22 protein-coding genes are annotated in these 23203 nt (G+C 38.5%); 16 read left to right on the forward strand and 6 right to left on the reverse strand.

What is annotated here, in order from left to right; genetic code table 11:
* Positions 1–19 precede the first annotated feature (19 nt).
* Both istA and istB read left to right on the forward strand, forming a co-directional pair.
* Entirely contained in the window at positions 20–1573 is a 1554-nt protein-coding gene (gene istA, locus MKX62_RS19230; RefSeq protein WP_338655197.1) for an IS21 family transposase, read from the forward strand.
* Entirely contained in the window at positions 1570–2343 is a 774-nt protein-coding gene (gene istB, locus MKX62_RS19235) for an IS21-like element helper ATPase IstB (RefSeq protein WP_338656273.1), read from the forward strand. Before istA ends, istB begins: the two co-directional genes overlap by 4 nt.
* Before the next feature lie 584 nt (positions 2344–2927).
* Here istB and MKX62_RS19240 read toward each other — a convergent pair.
* Entirely contained in the window at positions 2928–3788 is an 861-nt protein-coding gene (locus MKX62_RS19240; protein WP_340742119.1) for a helix-turn-helix transcriptional regulator, read from the reverse strand.
* A gap of 218 nt (positions 3789–4006) precedes the next feature.
* On the opposite strand from MKX62_RS19240, the gene MKX62_RS19245 reads away from it, so the two are divergent.
* Positions 4007–4792 (forward strand): hypothetical protein, encoded by a 786-nt coding sequence (locus tag MKX62_RS19245; protein ID WP_340742120.1) that lies wholly within the window; start codon positions 4007–4009, stop codon positions 4790–4792.
* 279 nt (positions 4793–5071) lie between these two features.
* Complete coding sequence (locus tag MKX62_RS19250; protein WP_067209255.1) at positions 5072–5473, forward strand: hypothetical protein; 402 nt, start codon at positions 5072–5074, stop codon at positions 5471–5473.
* Positions 5474–5855: 382 nt separating this feature from the next.
* Here MKX62_RS19250 and MKX62_RS19255 read toward each other — a convergent pair whose 3' ends face one another.
* Positions 5856–6953 (reverse strand): tyrosine-type recombinase/integrase, encoded by a 1098-nt coding sequence (locus tag MKX62_RS19255; RefSeq protein ID WP_340742121.1) that lies wholly within the window; start codon positions 6951–6953, stop codon positions 5856–5858.
* Positions 6954–7583: 630 nt separating this feature from the next.
* Between MKX62_RS19255 and MKX62_RS19260 the strand changes: the two genes are divergently transcribed.
* From MKX62_RS19260 to MKX62_RS19270, 3 genes are all read left to right on the forward strand, one after another.
* Entirely contained in the window at positions 7584–8567 is a 984-nt protein-coding gene (locus MKX62_RS19260) for a helix-turn-helix domain-containing protein (RefSeq protein ID WP_340742122.1), read from the forward strand.
* Positions 8568–8822: 255 nt separating this feature from the next.
* Positions 8823–9260, forward strand: coding sequence for a GNAT family N-acetyltransferase (locus MKX62_RS19265; protein WP_067209263.1), 438 nt, complete (start codon positions 8823–8825; stop codon positions 9258–9260).
* Between the two features lie 116 nt (positions 9261–9376).
* Complete coding sequence (locus MKX62_RS19270; RefSeq protein WP_067209264.1) at positions 9377–9859, forward strand: methylated-DNA--[protein]-cysteine S-methyltransferase; 483 nt, start codon at positions 9377–9379, stop codon at positions 9857–9859.
* A 394-nt stretch (positions 9860–10253) separates the two neighbouring features.
* On the opposite strand, the gene MKX62_RS19275 is transcribed toward MKX62_RS19270, so the two are convergent.
* A complete protein-coding gene (locus MKX62_RS19275) occupies positions 10254–10703 on the reverse strand; it encodes a DUF4362 domain-containing protein (RefSeq protein ID WP_187044830.1) in 450 nt (149 codons plus the stop codon).
* 189 nt (positions 10704–10892) lie between these two features.
* Between MKX62_RS19275 and MKX62_RS19280 the strand changes: the two genes are divergently transcribed.
* The 5 genes from MKX62_RS19280 to MKX62_RS19300 all read left to right on the forward strand — a co-directional run bounded on the left by MKX62_RS19280 (position 10893) and on the right by MKX62_RS19300 (position 16303).
* On the forward strand, positions 10893–12647 hold the full coding sequence (locus MKX62_RS19280) for an ABC transporter transmembrane domain-containing protein (RefSeq protein WP_338656705.1): 1755 nt from the start codon (positions 10893–10895) through the stop codon (positions 12645–12647).
* Positions 12647–14434: an ABC transporter ATP-binding protein gene (locus MKX62_RS19285; protein ID WP_340742123.1), complete on the forward strand. Its 1788-nt coding sequence runs from the start codon at positions 12647–12649 to the stop codon at positions 14432–14434. The genes MKX62_RS19280 and MKX62_RS19285 overlap by 1 nt, the downstream gene beginning before the upstream one ends.
* 308 nt (positions 14435–14742) lie before the next feature.
* Entirely contained in the window at positions 14743–15453 is a 711-nt protein-coding gene (locus tag MKX62_RS19290) for a cytochrome c biogenesis CcdA family protein (RefSeq protein ID WP_067209272.1), read from the forward strand.
* A gap of 20 nt (positions 15454–15473) precedes the next feature.
* Complete coding sequence (locus MKX62_RS19295; RefSeq protein WP_067209275.1) at positions 15474–15782, forward strand: thioredoxin family protein; 309 nt, start codon at positions 15474–15476, stop codon at positions 15780–15782.
* Complete coding sequence (locus MKX62_RS19300; protein WP_187044833.1) at positions 15779–16303, forward strand: CcdC family protein; 525 nt, start codon at positions 15779–15781, stop codon at positions 16301–16303. The genes MKX62_RS19295 and MKX62_RS19300 overlap by 4 nt, the downstream gene beginning before the upstream one ends.
* Positions 16304–16407: 104 nt before the next feature.
* Here MKX62_RS19300 and MKX62_RS19305 read toward each other — a convergent pair whose 3' ends face one another.
* Positions 16408–16815, reverse strand: a complete 408-nt coding sequence (locus tag MKX62_RS19305) for a DUF2621 domain-containing protein (RefSeq protein ID WP_156476164.1) — start codon at positions 16813–16815, stop codon at positions 16408–16410.
* A 503-nt stretch (positions 16816–17318) separates the two neighbouring features.
* Between MKX62_RS19305 and MKX62_RS19310 the strand changes: the two genes are divergently transcribed.
* A complete protein-coding gene (locus MKX62_RS19310; RefSeq protein ID WP_067209282.1) occupies positions 17319–17912 on the forward strand; it encodes an SCO family protein in 594 nt (197 codons plus the stop codon).
* 38 nt (positions 17913–17950) lie between these two features.
* Positions 17951–18625 carry a lytic transglycosylase domain-containing protein gene (locus MKX62_RS19315; RefSeq protein ID WP_067209284.1) on the forward strand — a complete coding sequence of 225 codons (675 nt, stop codon included), beginning with the start codon at positions 17951–17953 and terminating at the stop codon, positions 18623–18625.
* A gap of 154 nt (positions 18626–18779) precedes the next feature.
* Here MKX62_RS19315 and MKX62_RS19320 read toward each other — a convergent pair whose 3' ends face one another.
* Positions 18780–19034: a GlsB/YeaQ/YmgE family stress response membrane protein gene (locus MKX62_RS19320; protein WP_067209287.1), complete on the reverse strand. Its 255-nt coding sequence runs from the start codon at positions 19032–19034 to the stop codon at positions 18780–18782.
* 112 nt (positions 19035–19146) lie between these two features.
* Positions 19147–19692 carry a cysteine hydrolase family protein gene (locus MKX62_RS19325; protein WP_338656699.1) on the reverse strand — a complete coding sequence of 182 codons (546 nt, stop codon included), beginning with the start codon at positions 19690–19692 and terminating at the stop codon, positions 19147–19149.
* Between the two features lie 180 nt (positions 19693–19872).
* On the opposite strand from MKX62_RS19325, the gene MKX62_RS24480 reads away from it, so the two are divergent.
* Entirely contained in the window at positions 19873–20037 is a 165-nt protein-coding gene (locus MKX62_RS24480; protein ID WP_354313179.1) for a D-arabinono-1,4-lactone oxidase, read from the forward strand.
* 354 nt (positions 20038–20391) lie between these two features.
* Positions 20392–23106, forward strand: coding sequence for an aconitate hydratase AcnA (acnA, locus tag MKX62_RS19330; protein ID WP_338656698.1), 2715 nt, complete (start codon positions 20392–20394; stop codon positions 23104–23106).
* Positions 23107–23203 lie beyond the last annotated feature (97 nt).

Consider the following 23203-nt stretch of genomic DNA (forward strand, 5'->3'; position numbering starts at 1 on the left):
AGGAAGTGAGGAAACTGGAGTGAAGAAAATCATGGTTTATATGAAAATCTGCGAGTTATCCGAAATGGGCTTTTCTAAGTCGGCAATTGCGAGAAAGTTGGACATTTCAAGAAATACCGTTTCTAAATATCTAAAGAGTACATCTGAAGAATTTGAGGATTATTTAGTCTCCTTACAATCACGTAAAAAGAAGTTGGATCCCTACAGGGATGTCATTGTTGGATGGTTGAAGAAATACCCTGATATGAGTAGTGCCCAGGTCTACGACTGGTTGAAAGAGAATCAGGGGTTGAATGAAGATAATATTGTGGAGAATACTACTAGGAATTATGTGAATGAGTTACGTACTGCATACCATATACCGAAAGTGTCTGAACAAAGAGTTTATGAAGCAGTTCCGGATAGTCCGATGGGTTTTCAAGCACAAGTAGATTTCGGTCAAGATTTGGTGACTTGTAATGACGGAATGAGAAGAAGGCTTTATTTTATTGGGTTTGTATTATCCAATTCTAGGTATAAGTACATTGAATTCTTAGATAGACATTTCCATACAAGAGATTTAGTCCGCTGTCATGAAAATGCTTTTGAGTTTTTTGGAGGCATGCCTGAAGAAATGGTATATGACCAAGATGCTTTACTAGCTGTAAGTGAAAATGCGGGTGACTTATTATTTACCAAGGAATTTGATAATTACCGTAAACTAAGAAAATTTTCTATTTATTTATGTAGAAAAAGCGATCCCGAATCAAAAGGGAAAATAGAACAAGTCGTCAAGTTCGTGAAGCATAACTTCATGAAGAATCGTGAATTTCAAGACATCCATTTGTGGAATCAACAAGCCATTCAATGGCTTGAGAGAACCGGAAACTACAAAGTGCATCATAATACAAAAAAAAGACCTTCTGAAGTGCATACAGTCGAAAAACTGCACTTAAGAAAAGTCTCTTCAAAATTCTCTTTCGAGAATTCCCTAATAGAAAGTATAACAAGAACAATTCAAAAGGACAATGTCATACGCTTTGAATCCAATCGTTATTCCGTACCTACAGGTACGTACGATGCGAAAACTAAAAACATGGCATATTTAGAAGTAACCGCAGATGACCACCTAAATATTCGATTACAGACATCTGGAGCAATAATCGCGAGACATTTACTCTGTAGTTCGAAAGGACAGTTAGTTTATGATCCAACTCATCATAAGAAACCAAGTCCAAAGAAAACGCTATTGAGAGACGAAATTGTGATTAGGTTTTCTAATAAAGAATTGATTTGTTGGTTTTTAGATGAATTGAATAAGAAGTATCCAAGACACTTATTAGACCAGTTGAAAGTATTACAAATGGTCATTCGAAATCATCCAGAGCATATAAATGAAGCGCTGGAAACTGTGAAAACTTTGCATATGATTAGTGCTAATGACTTCAGAGATGTCGCTTTCACGCTACATAAAGAATCACAGACGCAAGTAAAAGAAGTAAGTACCAATTCACCAAAATATCAAGAATATAAGGCAGCAGAACGATCAGAAGATTACTACACCGATTTATTATCTGGGGGTAAAAGGTCATGACCTCTCCTATTGAACTATTACAAGAAAAATGTAGAACCCTGAGACTCGCTGAAACCGCAAAAGAGCTTCCCGCTCTTTTGCGTAATGCAGAATCGGGCAGTTGGACTTATCACGAGTTTATTAATGAACTCCTTACCCATGAAATGGTGTGCAGAGAAAAAAAGACCATTCATCGACTAATGCAATGGGCAGACTTTCCCTATCCAAAAACACTGGCAGATTATCGACTGGAAGAACAAAATGCGATTGGCGATAGACAGTTTAAATTATTAAAAGATTTAAATTGGATTGAAGAGATGTTTACCCTAATTCTAATGGGCCCACCTGGGACAGGCAAAACACATTTGTCCGTAGGACTAGGCACTTTGGCTATTGAACATGGATATCAAGTGACCTTCGTTTCAATGGGAGAACTAATATATATTTTAAAAAGCCGTGATTACGTTAGTAAATCAAAGACACGCTATAAACGTATTACAACATCAGATTTAATAATTATTGATGATGTTATGTATATGACTGTAGATCCAAAGGAAGCAAGCCTGTTTTTCCAGTTTATATATGACATGTATGATAAAACCGCATTTATATTAACTTCGAATAAGGGTCCAAATGAATGGGGTAAATTTTTAGGAGATACCTCACTGACAACCGCTATATTGGATCGCCTTCTACATCGAAGTGAGGTGATTTCCTTCGGAGAAGACGAAGAAAGTATGCGTATGAAGTACAGAAAGACTTTGTTTCCCGAAGTAAGTGCTCAAACTTAATTGTGGAAAATTGATCAAACTTAATTTGTGAAAACTGCTCAATTCTACTTGACGGTTACATCAAGGTATTCGAGCGAAAACTGTCTATTTTAGTATAGCGGTTACAAAGGGTTACAAGGGCTTCTCACGATGTGAAGCCCTTGTAACCCTTTTTATATGTCTTGTTTTGTGATGACGACTTAAGAGGAGTACCCTCGCGCAACAGCTCTAAAACTACGGTTTTAGTTCTGTTATGTGAGTTTTTTTATGCTTAGATGTATTCCCCAAATAAGTTTGGTTTCCATGCATGAATCGCATGGCGTTCTTTCTCAAAGATCTTCTCCAAATAGTTCATTGTCGTTTCAATCTTCTTAGAACACGATTAAAAGGATCCAAGATACTCAAGCCTACCTCAAATGAGGGGAGTGAAGTAGGTTTGTTTTATTATGTTCAAGTTCCCAAGGAGTACACAACCTACTCTACACCTCTGCTAAATAAAAAATATAGCAGTATAGACCAAGGCATTGGTCTGTACTGCTATAATTGGTATGTATTGATACTTTTAAAAAACCTGTATAGCAAGGAATCAAAGTTATGAAAAAAATTCAGTCACAGGAGTATTTTTTATATTCAAGTTGAATCATCTGTTTAAACAACTCATCCTCATAGATTTCTAAGAGAAGTTCTATTTTTCGATTGATTGTGTTTTCTTTTCCCCTTGATGTATACGAATAACATATTGCCATACGATTATAACAAACTGCTAATGGTTTATAGGATAACTCTTGCAAATGTGATTCTATAAGTTTTTCCAATCTATTAAGTGCTTCCGAAAACATACCGTTTTTAATGAGTAGTAACGATAAATTGAGTGTAAGAGTTGATCTTAGCCTTATTGCTTCTTCAAAGTTTTTATAAATTTTAAGTCTTTCCAGAAGTTTATCTGTAATATATATAACCACATCATCATCAAAAAAGTATAAAATTACATTCATCATTTGTATATCCAATAAATACCATTGATCATAGTATGAGATTCTTTCCCATACTTTATTCACTTTTTCTCTTGCCTTCTTAAAATCACCAGTAGTCTCTATAATTAATAGAGATTCGCAGATACTTCTCAATTCCTCTAAGACAATATTTCTATTTCCAAAAAGATGATATTCATCTATTGAACTTATAACTTTAGAAATTTCAGTCTTATTATTATACGGTAAACGGATAAAACTTTTGACTATTTCTGTGGGTTTATTGAATTGATAATCATTATGAATATAACTAAGTTCATCAGTGGTTAATTGGAGTTGTAACAAAAGGTGCATGAAATTTGTCGAAAGAATATCCGATTTGTCAGATTCGAAATTTGAATAGGTTGCTTGTGTGAATAAGTTTCCTGTAACCTCTTTTTGAGTATATCCTTTACTTTTTCTAATCTTCTTAATTGTCCCGCCATAATTCGACATAATTCCCTCCATTTATTATTTTTCTTATATTTTGTAATTATACCGTACTTTAGATTTATTATATAAGAAAGGAGGGAAATAAATTGGAAATTATTTTTATTATTTTAGATATTTGGTTGATTTCTGGAGGCTGAAAATTAGTTTAATTAATTTTTTCATTTGAAATAAGCTTGATAAACAAAAGTGAGATTCATCCACAATAAAAAGGAGTGAGAAAAATGAAAAAAATCGTATTTGTATTTTTATTAGCATTAATTGCTTTAGTGCCTAACACTGTATTTGCATCTAGTAACACAGGTAATTTTGAAGAAATAGTAATTTTTGAACAAGAGGAAATTACGGACAGAGACAAAATTGTAGAAAGGGCTATTAAAGGAGAGACAGATGTAAATGATTTTGATTTTGAAGTGGTGCCTTCTGTAACTGAAATCACTACCAAAGATGGCTTGAAAAATGCAATTGAGCCATCTTTAAGTAAAAGTGACTCGAAAGATATAAATGAAGAAGACTTTGAAGTGTTTAAAACTACACAGAAACTCAAAGAAACTCAATTATCAGACGGGTCAATAGTTACTGATTATGTAACAAATGCTGTAGTAGTATACGATGAAAGATCATCGGGTACCAAAACAGACGGTTCATATACCGTAAGTGGTGAAGTGTCTATCCGTTGGCAGCAAATGAATGACGGGAAAATCAAATGGAAAGTTTTTAGCACCAAAGGAAGTTGGACAGTATTAGATACAGCTTTTTCTCTATCAAATAGAAAAGTGCACTACGGACAAGTGGGATTAGAGGCATGCATCTATAATGATTGTAATGAAGTTAAATCCCCTACCTCAAATTCTTACCTATATCACGCTCCAACAACTTGGCCGTGGTTGAGCATGTTTACTGGAGCAGCCAGCGTGTCATCTAATACTTCAGTTAATGTGAATAGAGGGTCTTCTACATTTGTGTTCAACGTTCAAATAATAAAACATGGTAACTCGGCTGTCGATTAATCAGGAAAAAACCATTTTGAATATTGCATTCAAAATGGTTTTTTCTTTTGCTATTTTATTTTTTAAATTATAATTCAATATATTATGTGTTTTATGTTATAATTGCGAATATCTAGAGAGTTAACGCGTGTGAGAATTATAATCTTTAGCTTATTTCTATGAAAAGGTATGAATTTTCACCTTTGGAAAAGTAATGATTTTATATGATAATTAATTTTCTGTTCAGCATTAGGGACTAATTATTAATCTATTAATAAATACAGTAGAAAGGAGAATTTCATGAATAGAATAAATTTATTAATTTTAATAGTTTTCGTTTTATTAACAGGTTGTTCTAGACAAGAAACCATTCGAGCTGCTGGTGAAGGTGAATATTGGAAAGCGCATGTGGTATACGAAGTGTCCAATTCAGAACTCTCTGATAGAGGGGGGATTGAATATACAGGAGATGAAGAACTTATCTATGTCACTTTTGCGGTAATTACTAGCACCGGAGCTAACCGGAAGGGAGAACGATATCCTGAAGAAAACCAAACCGCTATATCTTTTGGAACGTCCGTAACTAATCATCCACCAACTAAAGATGAAGCAATTATTGACTTAAATCACACTTATATAGAAATTAAATGGCAGACTAAAACTGGAGATTATGAAGAGAAAGTAGAATTGAAAGTTAATTAATTCCGAAAATACTGTATAACAAAGCCTGGACTTTAATAGTCGAGGGGTCACAGGAGCAGAAAAAAATAGTTGTACAGTGAAGTAACTTAGCATAACCCGTCCTTAATTTAGAACGGGGTTATGCTTGTTTTATGTTTTGGTTTTAAATTTAAATACCATTATTTTTACAAATGGGTAGCAGTACGCAAATGATCTGGCTTGTTTTTTTAGGGTAAATTTGATTAGAACTTTTAGTCGAAAGTTGCGGTAACTGAAATGATGATTGATGACAATGGCGATTATGGTATAATAGACTCATAAATCATATGCGACTCAAGAGGAATACCCTCGCGCAACAGCTCTAAAACTACGGTTTTAGTGCTGTTGAGCGAGGGTTTTTTTATTAGATATAATCCCCAAATATATCTGGCTTCCATGCATGAATTGCGTGGCGTTCTTTCTCAAAGATCTTCTCCAAATAGATCATTGTGGTTTCAATCTTCTCATGTCCAAGACTTCTCATAATATCGTAAATATCTACGCCATTTAGCTTTGAGATGATTGCGAAGGCATGGCGGAATACGTGTGGGGTGATCTTCATCGTTTGATCCGATAACTTCAGCTGTTCTAAGCTTGTAATCTCCTTTTTCACATACTGCGATAAATACGAGGGGGAATATGCTCGTCCTGTATTCGTTGTAAAAAGCGGATCATCCAGATGCGCTCGTTCGATTGGCAATAGGCCCCGTGCATTGCGAAAACTACGAATGCTATGGACCACTTTCTCTTTCAACGGAACATGCCGTCTCTTATTCCCTTTCCCCAACACATCCAAATAATAGCCGCCTTGAATAGAATCCACTTTTAAGTCTTTCAACTGTAATGTACAAAATTCTTCATTCCGAATCCCGGTTGTTGTTAAGACGTGAATAATCGTAAACATGATTGGGTGCTGCATGTCTCTAAATGTGTTCAGTAGCATTACGACATCGACTGGTCCTAAATCCCGATTAGGTCGATCATCTTTTCGAACGGTCGCAATCCGTAATCCCTGGTGAATCGGTTCCTGAATATAGCCCACACGATGCAGAAATGCAAAAAATGCTTTGAGTATCGTTGTTTTCCGTTCTAGCGTTGCAGGGGAGTATGGCCCTTTGCTCACCACATACGGACTTTCAGTTGCTAACCACTCTTGATACCTTCTTAAATGACGTGATTGAAGTGATTTAAACAGAGAACTTTCTATTATATAGGCGACATCTACATCGATTTCTGTACTGTATGTAAAGAGCTGTTCGATGAAGTGCAAAAGTTCACGCTCATACTCTCTAACTGTCCTCTCCGTCCGATCATTTTTTTGGTTTAAGTGGCGGCGTTCGTAAAGAAACCATTTCATCATGTCTGGATCCGTAAAATCATGAAAAGCCTTTTGTCCATCTTTCTCTGCTTCATCTAAACGATTTTGAAGAGCCGGCAAAGTTGATAGATCCTGTAGCTCCATTTTTAAAACACTTATTTGCAACTGTTTAGTTACACTCACTGAAAATACGATAGACTTAACACCCCTTTATTCAATTCGCCAAAATACTCATTACGTAGCTTTAGAATACAATCATTATTTTTAACACCAATTCCGCCTTTTAAGTCAAACTATTTATAATAAAATAAAAATTTAGTATGTACTGTAAATAATTCAAAAATAGTCAGTTACAACTATTATATCCACCTTTAATATAGTAAAGATTAAACACTTTTTATTCAAAATCTATATATTTCTAACAAGTCCCTATAGAAATACATTCAACATTTAATTAGATACTTTAATTTTCAATCAACCTATCTATTTTAACACAACTTTAATATAACATAAAAAAACAGTTCCTTTGTTTATGTATAATATTTTATTGATTAAATTCTATTGTATTTCGATATGATATTAAGTTGCTATTAAAGTTGAGTTATTTTATAGTATATAAGAATTGAATTTATTATTAATCGAATTATGTCACTGACTTTATCATTGTGAAATTAATTGAATTACTAAATATAATTTAGGCTATGTCAAATAAAGTAGTAATGCTCATTTAATTTTATTTATTAAGTTTATGCACTTAAGACAGGAGAGATTGAATTGAATGATTGGTACACAAGACTAGAGGTAGCGGATATACTTGGTATATCGAAGGCTACTATCTACCACTATGCGAAACAAAAGAAAATCATTAAAATAGAAGACCCACATCGCCTGATACGAGAAGTGAGGTACAAACGGGAAGAAGTCGACACACTTGCTGCAGAACGACAACGCAATCAACCGATGGGGCTTCGGCCTTCTGAACTCGCTAAACAATTGGGCGTGACAACGCAGCGCATTTATGCCTTAATTCGAGAAACTGATTTACCCGTGGATGAATTGCCTGTTGGAGATGAACGCACAATCTATTCCATTCCAGATGAAACGGCGGTATGGATCACACAAGAAATCGAACGGACAGCGTCTGTGCGGGGGACACGGGTTGAATTTTATGATGCTAAATTTGACATCGTACTATACCAGCTTTTCCGTACTCAACAAGGACAAGATATGCGTGTATTGCGTAACGACAACCAGGAATGGGGCTTCTATTTACAATCGCGGACATGGATTCCTTTTACGAATGGTATCCATATTTATCAGTATGAAGCGGTGTATCCGATTCATCGTCCGAATAGTAGAGTTAAAGGGTATACAGACTTTTCACTACCAAAAGACTTACAGGAATCGTTTGATTTCCTTGATTTCGTCTATCAAATATGGGGGATTGAAAACATTCGCATCCGTGAGCACGACACACATATTGATTTGTCGATAAAAAGCGGAGAAATTGAGCTATCTATACCTGTTCCGGAGATACTTACAGAAAGTATTATAAAAAGATTTCTCGTATTAGGCGATGTTGTTCTTAAAGAAGGCGAGTGGACGCTTATTAGCGGATACAGGCGCACGACATTTGATTTACCAAACAATCTGCTGGATAAATTGCAGGAGATTGCCAAAGAAAAAGACCTGTCAATGAGTGAATATGTGGAAGAGGCAGTGCGGGAGAAATTTGAAAGGGAAGAGAAAATGGAATGATAAATATCTTTGGTTATGAGGATTATATAAGGAACAAAGTGTCAAGTTAAGTGGGATAGAAAGCTAAACAAATTAAAGTTACATAATATTATTATGTAAACTAATGATTATTTTCAACCTCGGATAACAGTTCAAAGAAAACAAGTCAAACTATTAGCTGGACAAAAAGAAAGGCTGGTTCGAGGACAATTACAAATCAATTTATGGTAAAGTTGATTAATTCAGAAATATAATAATTATAAGGGGGATTCACGTATGAGCATTCTAAAAGCAACAGGAAATGACCTTGATTCATTAGCAGAACTATTGGACTTATACAGAGTATTTTATCAACAAAAATCAAATATTAATGGTGCAAAAGAGTTTATTAAAGACAGATTAAGCAACGAGGAATCTGTTATTTTTATAGCCTTTGATGAAAATAATCCTATTGGCTTTGTTCAATTATACCCTTCTTTTTCGTCTGTTAGTCTGAAGCGGACATGGATCTTAAACGATTTGTATGTAATGGAAAGTGTTCGTGGCAAAGGGTTTGGCGAAAAGTTAATTAAAAAAGCCATTTCATTTGCAGCGGACACAGGTGCAAAAGGAATATTACTTGAGACCAATGTAGAAAATATAACAGCACAAAAGCTTTATGAAAAAATCGGTTTCACGAAAGAAAAAAACTACTTCTATTTCTTTTCAATTTGAGAAAATACTAGTACCCATTAAATATCTAACACAGAAAATCAAAAGAAGTTTTAGGAGGGACTTAATACAATCCGAAAGTCTTCATTATCAGCATCCTTATCTACGGAGGTTCTTACATGAGTAAACTACATAAACTAGATTATGAATCACCGATTGGAGTAATTGAAATAATAGGTACAGATGAGGCTATATATTCAATAATGTTTTCTGAAGAGGATAGTGTGACAAATAGGATGCAAGCAGAAACTCCCGCGTCTTTAGTGGATTGCTATGATCAAATTGAGCAATATTTTAAAGGTGAGCGTCACGAATTTACATTTCCTTATAACTTTGAAGGAACAGACTTTCAAAAATCAGTTTGGAGCGCTTTGACAAAAGTATCCTGCGCCGAAACGGTATCCTACAAAGATATTGCTGTTTCAATTGGGAATGAAAAAGCCGTCAGGGCAGTAGGAACTGCAAACGGAAAAAACAAGCTAAGTATCGTGATTCCTTGTCATCGAATTATCGGTTCTAATGGGAAATTAACAGGTTATGCAGGTGGTTTGTGGAGAAAGGAATGGTTACTTCAGCATGAGAGGACCTTTTACAAGGCATAACCCACATCCTCTAGGACAGTGTTGTTCGTGAACTCTTTCAAGCAATCGTCCTTATGATCGCTTCGCTATTCAAATCGCATTAGTACAAATGAAATAATCCGCCCTTGAGTCTCCAAGAAAATGAGCGGATTATTCTGTAGAGTTTGCTAATCGCCTTTGGAGCGATATTATGTTATTAAAGATCGTTTGGTAGTTGCACATCAAACGGTCTTTTTTACTGTGTATTACTTTACCAATGATATCCGTCGTACTCTTCGCATTTTGGTAAAAGAACTCTTAATCTGTTTTCTTTTGTTTCAGAATCAATACCAGAAGGAAGGGAGTACCAGATGTGGATGCCACTACAAGAAGTGTTGGAAAATCAGTCATTGTATAAAGTATCCATCAGCCATACCTAATGCACGTGTTCGTCCACATGCTCTTTCGACACGCTTAGAATCGTAAAGCTTTCAGCGGATGAATCACATCCTTTAAGTGTGTAGATAAATAATTGTTGCCCTTCCTCTTCTAGGAGATCCGTACATGTCATATTCGTTTTGACGGGATCCTTGCCTCTATTTTTATTTTTTGAACGATCTATCTCCAAGTGGATCGTGGAGTCTTGGAAAGAAAGATTATATAATGTTGGATCTCCTTCAAGCGTGTAATTCGCAATACGGACTGTAGCTGCTTCCTCCATCTCCATACTTTCCAAGAACGATTCAAACGCCGGATAGTTATAGACAGGCCCGTGCATATTGACGATATCACCGTTTAGAACAGCTTTTTCACTAGTATACGAACAAGCTGAACTGACTATCATGGCTATTAGTACAAGTAAATATAAGTGTATTTTGTTCCTCATATTTATTACCTCCTTACGATCCGCTAGCGTTTCACCTCAATTATATGAAGAAGCAGCATACATTATCCCATTTTGAAAACTAAAACTACTTCTGAATCCGAATTATTTGAATCTCGGACCTTTTATATTGTTCAGACTTTTGCTAAACTAATCAAAGGTCTAATTTTAATGAAAAGTAGGGGGAGTAGCGTGAAGGTTTTATTACAGCTTGGCTGGTTTTTTAAACAGCGCAAGAAGCAGTATCTTTTCGGGATTGCGATGCTTGTTTTCGTTTCCGTATTGCAATTGTTGCCTCCGAAAATTATCGGAATTATCGTCGATGATATTACAAAGGGTTCTTTAACAGCTGAAGGGCTCACAAAATGGCTTATTATCCTAGCTGTAGCAGGTATCCTCATGTACATTGCGCGCTATTATTGGCGTGTTATGATTTTTGGTTCAGCCGTTTTGTTATCCAGAACAATGCGTGAAAAGTTATTCAATCATTTCACGAGAATGTCGCCATCTTTCTACCAAAAAAGACGTGTAGGAGATTTAATGGCTCATGCAACAAACGATATAAATGCTGTGCAGCAAACAGCCGGTATGGGGATTTTGACACTGGTCGATTCCATCTCAACAGGTGGATTTGTCATTTTGACGATGGCCATCACCATCAATTGGAAATTGACATTAATTGCACTTATTCCACTGCCATTCATGATTTTCCTGACAAGCTATTATGGAAAACTATTGCGCAAGCGATTCCGGTTTGCCCAAGAAGCATTCTCGAATTTGAATGACAAAACGCAGGAAAGTATATCTGGCATTAAGGTCATCAAAACATTCGGTCAGAAAAACGAAGATATTGAAGATTTTACAAGCCTGTCTACAGATGTAGTTGGTAAAAATATGCGTGTCGCCAAAGTAGATGCATTATTTGATCCGACGATTACAGGGATATTTGCAATTTCATACATTTTGTCTTTCTATTTTGGAACGAAGTTTATTATTGCAGGCGACATGTCAATTGGAGACATGGTAGCGTTCAGTACATACCTTGGACTTCTTGTCTGGCCAATGCTTGCATTCGGCTTCCTATTTAATATTGTAGAGCGTGGAAATGCATCTTACAGCCGGATTACAGAATTGTTGTCCGTTGCACCAGAAATTAAAGACGTAACGGGTGCGATCGATAGAAGACCAGAAGGCGATTTACACTTCGATATAGACGAGTTTAAATTCCCAGGTGATGAACGCGCTGCATTGCACAATGTTCACTTCACGTTAAAACGAGGAGAAACAATGGGCGTTGTGGGTAAAACAGGATCAGGTAAAACAGCGATTTTAAAACTATTGCTTAGAGAGTTTGAAGGATACAAAGGAAGTATCGTCTATGGAGACAAACCTATCAATCAATATAAGCAGCAACGTTTAAGAGAGTCGATCGGTTATGTACCACAAGATCACTTCCTATTTTCAACGACACTTGCTGAAAATATAGCCTTTACAAACCCTAGAATTGGAACAGAGAAAATTCATGAAGCTGCACGGCTTGCGCATATCCATGAAGACATTTTAGGATTTACGGAAGGATATGGCACTATTGTTGGAGAACGTGGTGTATCGTTATCTGGTGGTCAGAAACAGCGAATTTCCATTGCCCGTGCATTAATTATGGAACCCGAATTACTGCTTTTGGATGATTCCTTATCGGCTGTCGACGCCAAAACGGAAGAAGCGATTTTACAATCACTCAAACAAACACGTACAGGCGAGACGACAATTATTACCTCTCACCGATTAAGTGCCCTCCAACATGCACATAAAATCATCATTCTGCATGAAGGTACGATTGTCGAAACTGGAACGCATGAAGAACTACTCGAAATGAATGGAAGATATAAAGAAATGTATGACCTGCAGCAACTCGAAGTGCTTGTCGAACAAGGAGGCGAGGAATAATGTCAGCAGAAAAACAACCAAAATTAACAGCGAAAGATCAATGGGTTGTCTTAATAAGATTGTTGCGTTATATCATCCCTCATAAAAAGAGCGTAATTATTGCGCTTGTCCTGCTTGTTTTGACGGTCGCGGGCAGTATCGTAGGACCCTTAATTATTCAACAATTCATTGATAACCATCTAGCTACCATGAGTTTTCAAAGGAGTCTCATCACGAATATCGCAATTGTCTATATAGCTATTCAGATATTCATGGTTATCGTCTCTTATTTTCAGTTGATACGTTTCCAAGATATTGCACTGAAAATCATTCAGCAAATGCGCATCGACGTGTTTTCAAAGGTACAAGGGCTCGGCATGCGTTATTTTGATAAAACACCTGCTGGAAGTATCGTGTCACGTGTGACGAATGATACGGAAGCAATCAAAGAAATGTTCGTCAGTGTCATTGTCACGTTTTTACAAGCTATATTTGTAATTATTGGCGTTTATATTGCATTATTTTCACTTAATGCAAAGTTGGCGTTTATTTCCTTGTTATTATTGCCTTTGTTTTTAGCCGTTATTGTCGTCTACAGACGCTATAGTGCTGATTTTTATCAAGATATTCGTGAGCGATTAAGTCAGCTCAACGCTAAAATAGCTGAATCATTATCCGGAATGGGGATGATTCAAGCCTTTAGACAGGAAGATCGGTTAGAGGCAGAATTTGATGATATTAATGAAAAACATTTCCGTGCGGGAATGCGTAACATCAAATTTGACAGTGTCCTGCTGGGCCCAGCAATCGATTTACTGTACGCTGGAGCAATCATTTTTGTACTCGGATACTTCGGATTTTTATCACTTGCCAGTCCTGTGGAAGTGGGGATACTCTATGTATGTACAACTTTGATTGGCCGTTTATTCCAACCTGTTCAACAAGTAATGCAACGATTATCTATTTTCCAACAAGCGATGGTTGCAGCATCGCGAGTCTTTAAGTTAATGGATGATCCTGATATGGAACCGGAGCAACAAGATAATAAACATGCCGAAATTCAAAATGGTAAAATCGAATTCCGTGATGTATCGTTTTCCTATGACGGACAAGCCGACGTACTGAAAAATATTTCATTCACCGCGAATGCAGGTGAGACTGTTGCCCTCGTCGGTCATACCGGTAGCGGTAAAAGCTCCATCATCAACTTGCTAATGCGTTTCTATGAATATGAGCGTGGTGGTATTTATATCGATGATGTTTCGCTGAAAGAATACCCGAAAGAAGAATTGCGGAAGAAGACAGGACTTGTCTTGCAAGACCCGTTTCTATTCTACGGGGACATCGAAAGCAACATTCGTTTACATGATAAGGAAATGACGTCTGGGGAAGTAAGAGCAGCAGCTGAGTTCGTCCAAGCAAATGAATTCATCGAAAAACTACCAGACAAATATGCTCAAAAAGTAACAGAACGTGGCTCCACATTCTCAAGTGGGCAGCGCCAGCTAGTTGCATTTGCACGTACAATCGCGACGAATCCTAAAATTCTCGTTCTGGATGAAGCAACTGCCAATATCGATACAGAAACAGAAGTGGCAATTCAATCGAGCCTTGAAAAAATGAGAAAAGGGCGCACAACAATCGCAATTGCTCATAGGCTCAGCACAATTCAAGACGCAGAACTAATTCTCGTCCTGCACAAAGGCGAAATCGTCGAACGTGGAACACACCAGGAATTATTACTGAAAAAAGGGCTCTACCATAAGATGTATCTCCTTCAAAACAATATTTTGGAAGATGTTATCTGATAAATGACTTGAGCTGCAGTGGGTGGCCCATGCAATGAGGAAGGGTTGAACTACCTCCTTCTATGCACCCGTAGCACGTGGCGAATTTAGATTGCCTTCATATTGTCACGAACTAAAACCGCCTGCCCATATTGGGTAGGCGGTTTTTAAGCCGACAGTATATAGGTTTTAAGCAGTCATTGCAGCGAGAGACAGAGACCTGTGACTATGTTCCGCGGAATTGTCATAAACTGTTCACAGACATATTAGACGTAATTTGACGCTTCTTTTGATACGATTGAGGAAGAAAAATTGAAGGGGAGAGAATAATGGCAACAGACTTAAATCTATTTCTCGCTTTCGGTGCCGGTTTCTTAAGTTTCATCTCTCCGTGTACATTGCCGCTGTACCCAGCATTCATTTCGTATATTACGGGCATGTCACTGGATGATCTAAAATCGGATTCGAAACGCATGAGCAGAAGCGGTACACTACATACACTGTTCTTTTTAATCGGATTTTCAATTATTTTTGTCGTACTTGGTTTCGCTACGTCGTTGGTAGGGACATTTTTTGTAGAAAATCAAGAAATACTAAGACAACTCGGGGCAGTCTTTATGGTGTTATTTGGCCTTATGATTGCAGGTGTATACACACCTAAGTTTCTTATGGGCGAAAAGAAACTACAGTTTAAAAACCGTCCTTCTGGTTATTTTGGGAGTGTATTAATTGGGCTTGCATTCGCCGCAGGTTGGACACCGTGCTCAGGACCGATAATCGGGGTAATCATGGGACTCTCTGCGACAAACCCAGGATCAGGAGTTATCTATATGCTGATGTATGTCTTCGGTTTTGCGATTCCATTCTTTGTTCTGTCGTTCTTTATAACGCGTCTCGGTTGGATTAGGAAAAATAGTGGCTTGATAATGAAAATTGGGGGCGCCGTCATGATTGCATTCGGAATTTTGCTGTTCTTCGATGGATTGACGTATTTAACAAGTTTGCTCAGCCCAATTTTCGGAGATTTCCAAGGTTTTTGAGTTGAATGGGAGGGATTCCGATGAAGCAAATCGGATCATTCGGTGAATGGATGGAATACGTTGAAAGAGAAAGCGCGTTACTCCTTTTCGTGAAAACCGATAACTGTTCAGTCTGTGAAGGACTATACCCACAAGTGAAAGCACTTAAAGTAGACTTTCCAATTCCATTTTATACAGTGAATGTGGCAGAAGTGCCAGAAATAGCGGGACAACTTTCGTTATTTACAGCGCCAGTTGTCCTCCTGTTCAATGAAGGGAAAGAGTATGCGCGATTTGCACGTTTTATTCGAATAGAAGAATTGAAGTATCGCTTGGGGGAAATAATATGAACGAACTAATTGAAACAGTTTTCACAAAGGTGCCCCCGGTTTACCTCATTATCGGTTCAACCGTACTTGCGCTAGTTATGGGATTGATTGCGCTGATTGTTAGGACGAAAGCGGCGAAGAGACCTGTTACCCCACTGAAGATCATCTTGCCGCCCCTCTTTATGTCGACGGGTGCGCTGATGTTCATATTCGAAGAATTTCGGGTGCCGCTGTCCCAGGTGCTAGAAGCCCTCCTTGTTGGGATACTGTTCTCAATTATCTTGATAAAAACGACAAATTTCGAACGTAAAGATGACGATATCTATATGAAACGGTCAAAAGCATTCCTATTTATTCTACTTGGGCTTCTTATTGTTCGGCTCGTCGGGAAACTGCTTCTAAGTAATACAATAGATGTAGGGGAACTGGGCGGCATGTTCTGGATTCTTGCATTTGGCATGATTATCCCTTGGCGGATTGGTATGCTTATCAAGTACAATAAAATAAAAGAAGGTAAACAAGTAAAAGGTGTCCGCAATTAAATGCGGACACCTTTTACTTGTTCCTTAGAAAATAATGAAATCTCGCACAGGGAATAATTTAAAACTCAAAGATTTTAGAAGCCCTTTGAGCCACTTTTGTTCAATCAAAATAAATGTTCATATGGTGTTAGATCAATCTTCATTTCGGCCATTTTCTTGCGCAAAAATTTATGGTCCCGTTTTGGCGTTGCTTGTATATATCCGCGGACAATAAGATCGGAATCAATTTTCTTCGCATTTTCCTCAAGTGCTATCTCGCCAATCTTACCCGCGATTTTTTGCTTCGCTACGGGGCGGAATAATTCCGGTACTGGGACAACTAGCTCATTCAACAAAAGTTTCGCCTCGTCATTCCAAAGGTGCAGAGAGCTCTCCACATAATGCTCTTCCCAGTCAAGTGTAGATTTTCCGTCCGCTTTTGGGAACACTTTCAAAAATTTCCGGAACATGAAAAAGCCGCCGATGCCGAATAGCCCTATGAGGACAACGCACCAGAAAATGATGAACCACATAAATAGATCTTGCTGCAACAGTCTTCACCTCTTCCATTCTATTCACCATTATAAGAGCTTTTGTAAAAAAACACACGGACAATGTATTCCTTTCTTTAATTTCAGACTATATAAGGACACAAAGAAGGTGATAGTCATGGCAACCCGCAAATTTAAGAATGCGGTTGGAGGAATTTATTCTGATGCTTTCGAGGTAAATGACTCTCCACTTTTTTTCATTTTATCCCGCATTAAAGGGCAGTAAGACCCCCATTTCAAGTCTTCAAGGACACAAGAAGAATAAGTGGGGGATGAAGCCCCCCCTCTGATTGAAGATTAACTTTATCTCTTGCACCGAATCGAAACGAAACTTGTCGATATATACTATGTACTCTTTTCCTTAAAGATGAAGTGAACTTCACAAATAAGTCACGGATTCGTCATGGAAGCAATCAGCTCCTCGCTTGTTTGAAGCCATTACTTCCGATATGATGAACGTATCAATTGATAGTGGAGGAAGACAAATGAGAAAAAAACTTTTACTACCTTATGTATTACTTGTTGTGCTTATTTTAAGTGCGTGTTCTGCTGGTGGGTTCAAAGCGGAGCATAATTATAAAATTGAACCGTTTGAATTTACAAACCAGCACAATGAAAAGGTTTCATTGGATGATATGAAAGGGAAAGTATGGCTGGCACAATTTGTTTTCACTGTTTGTACAAGTGCATGTCCGCCGATGATGATGAACATGGCAGACCTTGACAAAAAACTTATTGATGAAGGCATTGAAGATTACAAAATCGTATCATTCAGTATTGATCCCGATGTGGATACACCGGAAGCGATGCAAGATTACCTTGACTTGTATGACGTCCTGGATCAAAGCAGATGGGAAATGCTGACTGGTTATACACAAGAGAAAATTACTGACTTCGCTGCGAAGTCCTTCAAGACGCTTGTTGCTGATATACCTGATTCGGATCAGGTAATGCACGCAACTTACTTTTCTCTTGTCAATCAAAAAGGGGAAGTCGTCAAAACCTATGACGGTATGACAGATGTACCATTTGATGAAATCGTCAAGGATATGAAAGCACTTAGTAAAGAAGGTGCGTAACTAAACAAAAGCAATACTGGATCTAACGGGGTGGAAAGATGAAAAAACAAAAACGTAAAGGCTTATCTATAAAAATGAAAGCAATGCTTATCATCCTGCTTATCCCGATTACTGTTACTATCTTCATATTAACAGCTATTATTTGGACAGGTTTGAACAATCCAGAACTCATTCGGAAATCTGCAAGTGCATTGCTCGACATAGGGGAACGTCACACTGCAACGTCAATTCCGGAAGAGTACATTCCTATCTATAAAGAGGCGGCGGAGGTTTATGGTATCCCGTGGACACTCCTTGCAGCACATCACCGCATTGAAACGCGGTTTTCAACGATGGATCCGCTTCTTTCACCCGTGGGTGCAGAAGGACATATGCAGTTCATGCCTTGCACATTTGTCGGCTGGACTTACCCGGGATGTAGCGGTCTTGGAAAAGGCGAAATTCCTGAAAAAGACAAGACAAATCCCGCTATCATCAAAGAATACGGCGGATACGGTGTCGATGGGAATGGTGACGGCATAGCCGATCCATATGATATCGAAGACGCAATTTTTAGTGCCGCCAACTATCTTTCAAAAAGTGGCGCAGCAGATGGAGACTTGGAAAAGGCTATTTTCAATTATAACCGCAGTGAAAAGTACGTACAGGACGTATTGCGATTTTTCAATGAATTCGAAGTCCAACGAGTTGACATGGAAGCAGCCAATAAATAAAATTAAAAAGATGGACCGCCAGTATATTGGGGTCCATCTTTTTATTGCTTTGTAAATTATAAAATTCTTGGCCTAGGGATCACCTATGAAAGGCGATATTTCACGTCTAGACGTGGCAGGCGTTTCCGCTTTTGTACTTCGTTATTAATTGGAATTATGAAGCTTTACGCATTGATTTCATAATAAAGCTCACAATGAACACGAGGATAATCGCTCCAATGAAAGCAGGGAAAATATAGAAGTCAGAAATTTTCGGACCCCATTGCCCAAGTAGCATTCCACCAATCCATGCACCAATAATACCAGCGATAATGTTACCAATAATTCCACCTGGGATATCTCTTCCCAAAATCATTCCTGCAAGCCAACCGATAATCCCGCCAATAATCAAAAACCAAATGAAACTCATACTGTCCATCTCCTTTTTAGTAATTTAAAATTTCCTCTATAGTCTTTGCAATAACCTTTATTACATGCCTTTAAACATCTTGAAGGAAAAAATTACCGAAACTTCAAGAGTGTTAGCGGACAACAGTAACACCTAGCGTATTTTCAAAATGACGAAGTGCCCATGCATGACCTGCAGGATCGAAGCTCGCAACTCCTTTTTCGTGGACGACAATATCAAATCCGCGGTTGTATGCATCGACAGCTGTATGAAGGATGCAAATATCCGTACAGACACCAACCAGATGCAATTCGGTAATTCTGCGTGCTCGAAGAAGCAACTCCAAATCTGTGCCCGCAAATGCACTGAAACGTGTTTTGTCCATCCAATGGATTTCTTCTTTGTGCTCATCATACAATTGTTGAAGGGAACCATACAGATTCCTGCCGGTAGTCCCACGTATATTATGTGGAGGAAATTGTTTTGTTTCAGGATGGTACAAATCGTCTAAATCATGCACATCAACTGGCATCACAACGAAATGATTGTCGTCTAAAAATTTCCCCGTTAACTCGGTGATATATTTTTCCAAGTGAATTCCTGGTTCTCCGCATGTAAGTGCACCATCTTCAGCCACGAAATCCATTGTATAATCAATAACTAACAACGCTTTCTTCACTTTATAACACCCCTTTTCATTCCATCATGCCATAATTTAGTGACTACTTCATTAATTTCTGCTAAAAGTGTTCCAAACGCTCCAAAAAGGGGTATGTATTATTAAGTGCTCCCTTCACCGCAGCTCGTCAAATTCACAGAGACGAAATATGCGATTCCCTAGCGTACTTTTGAAGCTTGCATCGAAGAAATTCATGACTTCATGCATGCACATCCATTTTGCGTTCATCCCCCAATTGAATGCATAGTCGCTACTGATGATGATGTTCTTCTCAGTCCCACGCAAGAAGAGGAAACGGAGTTCATCGCGTTTCTTATGTACAAAGAATTGGACGCTTGCCTCTAAATTTAATGGGTATACATGCTAATCGAGATATACAACGGGCGGCCACATTTCGAAAAAGTGAACGATTTGAAGAATGAACAAATGCGGAAACTGTCACCAAATCTCAAATGGTTCATGAACATATCCGACAGCAATATGATCCTTGTCGCGTTTTTATGACAAATTACTTGCAAACTATCTTACGTATTATGAAGAGTTCTTAAGAGGGAGGGGAGTCATAACATTAACTTATGATAGACTATAAAGTTAATGTATTTTACTTATGTGGGTTGATATTATATGATGAAGTAGAGAAAAGACGCTTATTTATAGCCTTTTCAGTAGTTTTCAGCAGATAGAAGGAGGAATTCAATAATGGCAAAAAGCAATTTGCACAACAGCCGTACGTCATTCGATCTGAACGGTAAGACATATAACTATTATCGTCTTGCCGCACTCGAAGAAGCCGGTATCGCTAAAGTTTCCAATCTACCTTACTCGATTAAAGTGCTACTTGAATCCGTCCTACGTCAACACGACGGCTATATCATCAAAGACAATCATGTCGAAAACTTGGCGAAATGGGGGAAAGATGCGGACGCGGATGCAGAAGTACCATTCAAACCGTCACGCGTTATCCTTCAAGACTTCACGGGTGTACCTGTTGTTGTTGACCTTGCATCACTTCGTTCAGCAATGGCAGCAATGGGCGGCGACCCTAATAAAATCAATCCTGAAATTCCAGTTGATCTTGTTATTGACCACTCTGTACAAGTTGACCGTTATGGTTCGGCAGAAGCGCTTAACCTGAACATGGAACTTGAGTTCGAGCGTAACGCAGAACGTTACCAATTCCTAAGCTGGGCACAAAAAGCTTATGACAACTACCGTGCAGTACCACCTGCAACAGGAATCGTTCACCAAGTTAACCTTGAGTACTTGGCAAATGTTGTCCATGCAGTTGAAAACGAAGATGGCACATTCGAAACATACCCGGATACACTTGTAGGAACTGACTCCCACACGACGATGATCAACGGTATCGGTGTTCTTGGATGGGGTGTTGGTGGTATTGAAGCTGAAGCGGGCATGCTCGGACAACCTTCATACTTCCCGATTCCAGAAGTTATCGGTGTAAAACTTGTTGGTCAGCTTCCAAACGGAACGACAGCAACTGACCTAGCGCTGAAAGTGACACAAACACTTCGTGCACATGGCGTTGTTGGTAAATTCGTTGAGTTCTTCGGACCAGGTGTTGCACACTTACCACTTGCAGACCGTGCAACAATTGCGAACATGGCGCCTGAATACGGTGCAACATGCGGATTCTTCCCAGTAGATGAAGAAGCACTTGATTACATGCGTTTAACTGGCCGTGAAGATAGCGATATTGCAGTAGTTAAACAATACCTAGTTGAGAACGATATGTTCTTCACTGTAGAAAACGAAGAACCAACATACACTGATGTTGTCGAAATCGACCTTACTGGTATTGTAGCGAACCTTGCTGGACCGAAACGTCCACAAGATTTGATTCCTCTTACAGAAATGCAAAGCTCATTCAACGAAGCAGTTGTTGCACCTGAAGGGAACCAAGGTTTCGGATTCTCTCCTAAAGAGCTAACGAAAAAAGCTACAATCGAATTCGAAGACGGACGTTCTGTCGAAATTAAAACAGGTGACCTTGCAATCGCTGCAATCACTTCATGTACAAACACATCTAACCCATATGTTATGTTGGGTGCTGGACTTGTTGCGAAAAAAGCGGTTGAAAAAGGACTTACACCACCAGCTTACGTGAAAACATCACTTGCACCAGGTTCAAAAGTCGTTACAGGGTACCTGGAAGATTCAGGACTTAATGTGTTCTTGGATCAAATCGGATTCAACACAGTTGGATACGGCTGTACTACATGTATCGGTAACTCTGGACCGCTACTTCCTGAAATTGAAAAAGCAATCATGGGCAACGATATGCTAATGTCTTCAGTTCTTTCTGGTAACCGTAACTTTGAAGGACGTATTCACCCACTTGTGAAAGCAAACTACTTGGCTTCACCGCCACTTGTTGTTGCTTATGCACTTGCTGGAACAGTCGATATCGACTTCGAAAAAGATCCAATTGGTAAAGACAAAGAAGGCTTTGATGTCTTCTTCAAAGATATTTGGCCTACTACGGAAGAAATTCAAGCAGTTGTTAAATCAACAGTTACTCCTGAGTTATTCCGTAAAGAATATGCACGGGTATTCACTGAGAACGAAGCATGGAATGCAATTGAAACTACAGACGATTCATTGTATGATTTCGATGAAAACTCAACGTATATTCAAAACCCACCATTCTTCGAAGGACTTGCAAAAGAACCGGCTGACATTCAAGCACTTTCAGGGCTTCGTGTCATTGGTAAATTTGGCGATTCAATCACAACGGACCATATTTCACCTGCAGGCGCAATCGGTAAAGATACACCGGCTGGTAAATACTTGATCGACAATGGCGTAAGCCCTCGTTTCTTCAACTCGTACGGTTCACGCCGTGGTAACCATGAAGTAATGATGCGCGGTACATTCGCTAATATCCGTATTCGTAACCAAATTGCGAAAGGCACAGAAGGCGGATTCACGACTTACTGGCCAACAAAAGAGATTATGCCAATTTATGATGCTGCTATGAAGTATCAAGAAGAAGGCACGGGTCTTGCAATCATCACTGGTAAAGACTACGGAATGGGTTCTTCACGTGACTGGGCTGCGAAAGGTACATCACTTCTCGGTATCAGAACAGTTATCGCTGAAAGCTACGAGCGTATTCACCGTTCAAACCTTGTTATGATGGGCGTACTTCCACTTCAATTCATGAAAGGCGATAGTGCTGAAACACTTGGCCTTACTGGTGAAGAAGAAATCAACGTTAATATCGCAGAAGGCGTTAAACCACGCGACATTCTGAAAGTAACAGCAACTGCGAAAAACGGTTCTGTCAAAGAATTCGACGTACTAGCACGCTTTGACTCAGAAGTTGAAGTTGACTACTACCGTCACGGCGGAATCCTGCAAATGGTTCTTCGTGATAAAATGAAAACGAACTAATTTTAATAGGTAGAGGTGTCCGATTTAATCGGGCACCTTTTTTCTGCTTAGACTTCAGTTCAGCTTTTTCAGCATGGCTTTTGTATAATGGGTAGTG

Origin of the sequence: Sporosarcina sp. FSL K6-5500, assembly GCF_038005665.1 — a bacterium.
Classification (GTDB): domain Bacteria; phylum Bacillota; class Bacilli; order Bacillales_A; family Planococcaceae; genus Sporosarcina; species Sporosarcina psychrophila.

Excerpts from the sequence above, each read along its gene's own strand:
- MKX62_RS19285 (WP_340742123.1), top strand. The coding sequence starts at position 12,647 with ATGTCAGCAGAAAAACAACCAAAATTAACAGCGAAAGATCAATGGGTT.
- MKX62_RS19275 (WP_187044830.1), bottom strand. The coding sequence starts at position 10,703 with ATGAGGAACAAAATACACTTATATTTACTTGTACTAATAGCCATGATA.
- MKX62_RS19270 (WP_067209264.1), top strand. The coding sequence starts at position 9,377 with ATGAGTAAACTACATAAACTAGATTATGAATCACCGATTGGAGTAATT.
- MKX62_RS19320 (WP_067209287.1), bottom strand. The coding sequence starts at position 19,034 with ATGAGTTTCATTTGGTTTTTGATTATTGGCGGGATTATCGGTTGGCTT.
- acnA (WP_338656698.1), top strand. The coding sequence starts at position 20,392 with ATGGCAAAAAGCAATTTGCACAACAGCCGTACGTCATTCGATCTGAAC.
- MKX62_RS19250 (WP_067209255.1), top strand. The coding sequence starts at position 5,072 with ATGAATAGAATAAATTTATTAATTTTAATAGTTTTCGTTTTATTAACA.
- MKX62_RS19315 (WP_067209284.1), top strand. The coding sequence starts at position 17,951 with ATGAAAAAACAAAAACGTAAAGGCTTATCTATAAAAATGAAAGCAATG.
- MKX62_RS19245 (WP_340742120.1), top strand. The coding sequence starts at position 4,007 with ATGAAAAAAATCGTATTTGTATTTTTATTAGCATTAATTGCTTTAGTG.
- MKX62_RS19295 (WP_067209275.1), top strand. The coding sequence starts at position 15,474 with ATGAAGCAAATCGGATCATTCGGTGAATGGATGGAATACGTTGAAAGA.
- MKX62_RS19300 (WP_187044833.1), top strand. The coding sequence starts at position 15,779 with ATGAACGAACTAATTGAAACAGTTTTCACAAAGGTGCCCCCGGTTTAC.
- MKX62_RS19305 (WP_156476164.1), bottom strand. The coding sequence starts at position 16,815 with ATGTGGTTCATCATTTTCTGGTGCGTTGTCCTCATAGGGCTATTCGGC.
- MKX62_RS19310 (WP_067209282.1), top strand. The coding sequence starts at position 17,319 with ATGAGAAAAAAACTTTTACTACCTTATGTATTACTTGTTGTGCTTATT.
- MKX62_RS19255 (WP_340742121.1), bottom strand. The coding sequence starts at position 6,953 with ATGGAGCTACAGGATCTATCAACTTTGCCGGCTCTTCAAAATCGTTTA.
- MKX62_RS19290 (WP_067209272.1), top strand. The coding sequence starts at position 14,743 with ATGGCAACAGACTTAAATCTATTTCTCGCTTTCGGTGCCGGTTTCTTA.
- MKX62_RS19240 (WP_340742119.1), bottom strand. The coding sequence starts at position 3,788 with ATGTCGAATTATGGCGGGACAATTAAGAAGATTAGAAAAAGTAAAGGA.
- istB (WP_338656273.1), top strand. The coding sequence starts at position 1,570 with ATGACCTCTCCTATTGAACTATTACAAGAAAAATGTAGAACCCTGAGA.
- MKX62_RS19265 (WP_067209263.1), top strand. The coding sequence starts at position 8,823 with ATGAGCATTCTAAAAGCAACAGGAAATGACCTTGATTCATTAGCAGAA.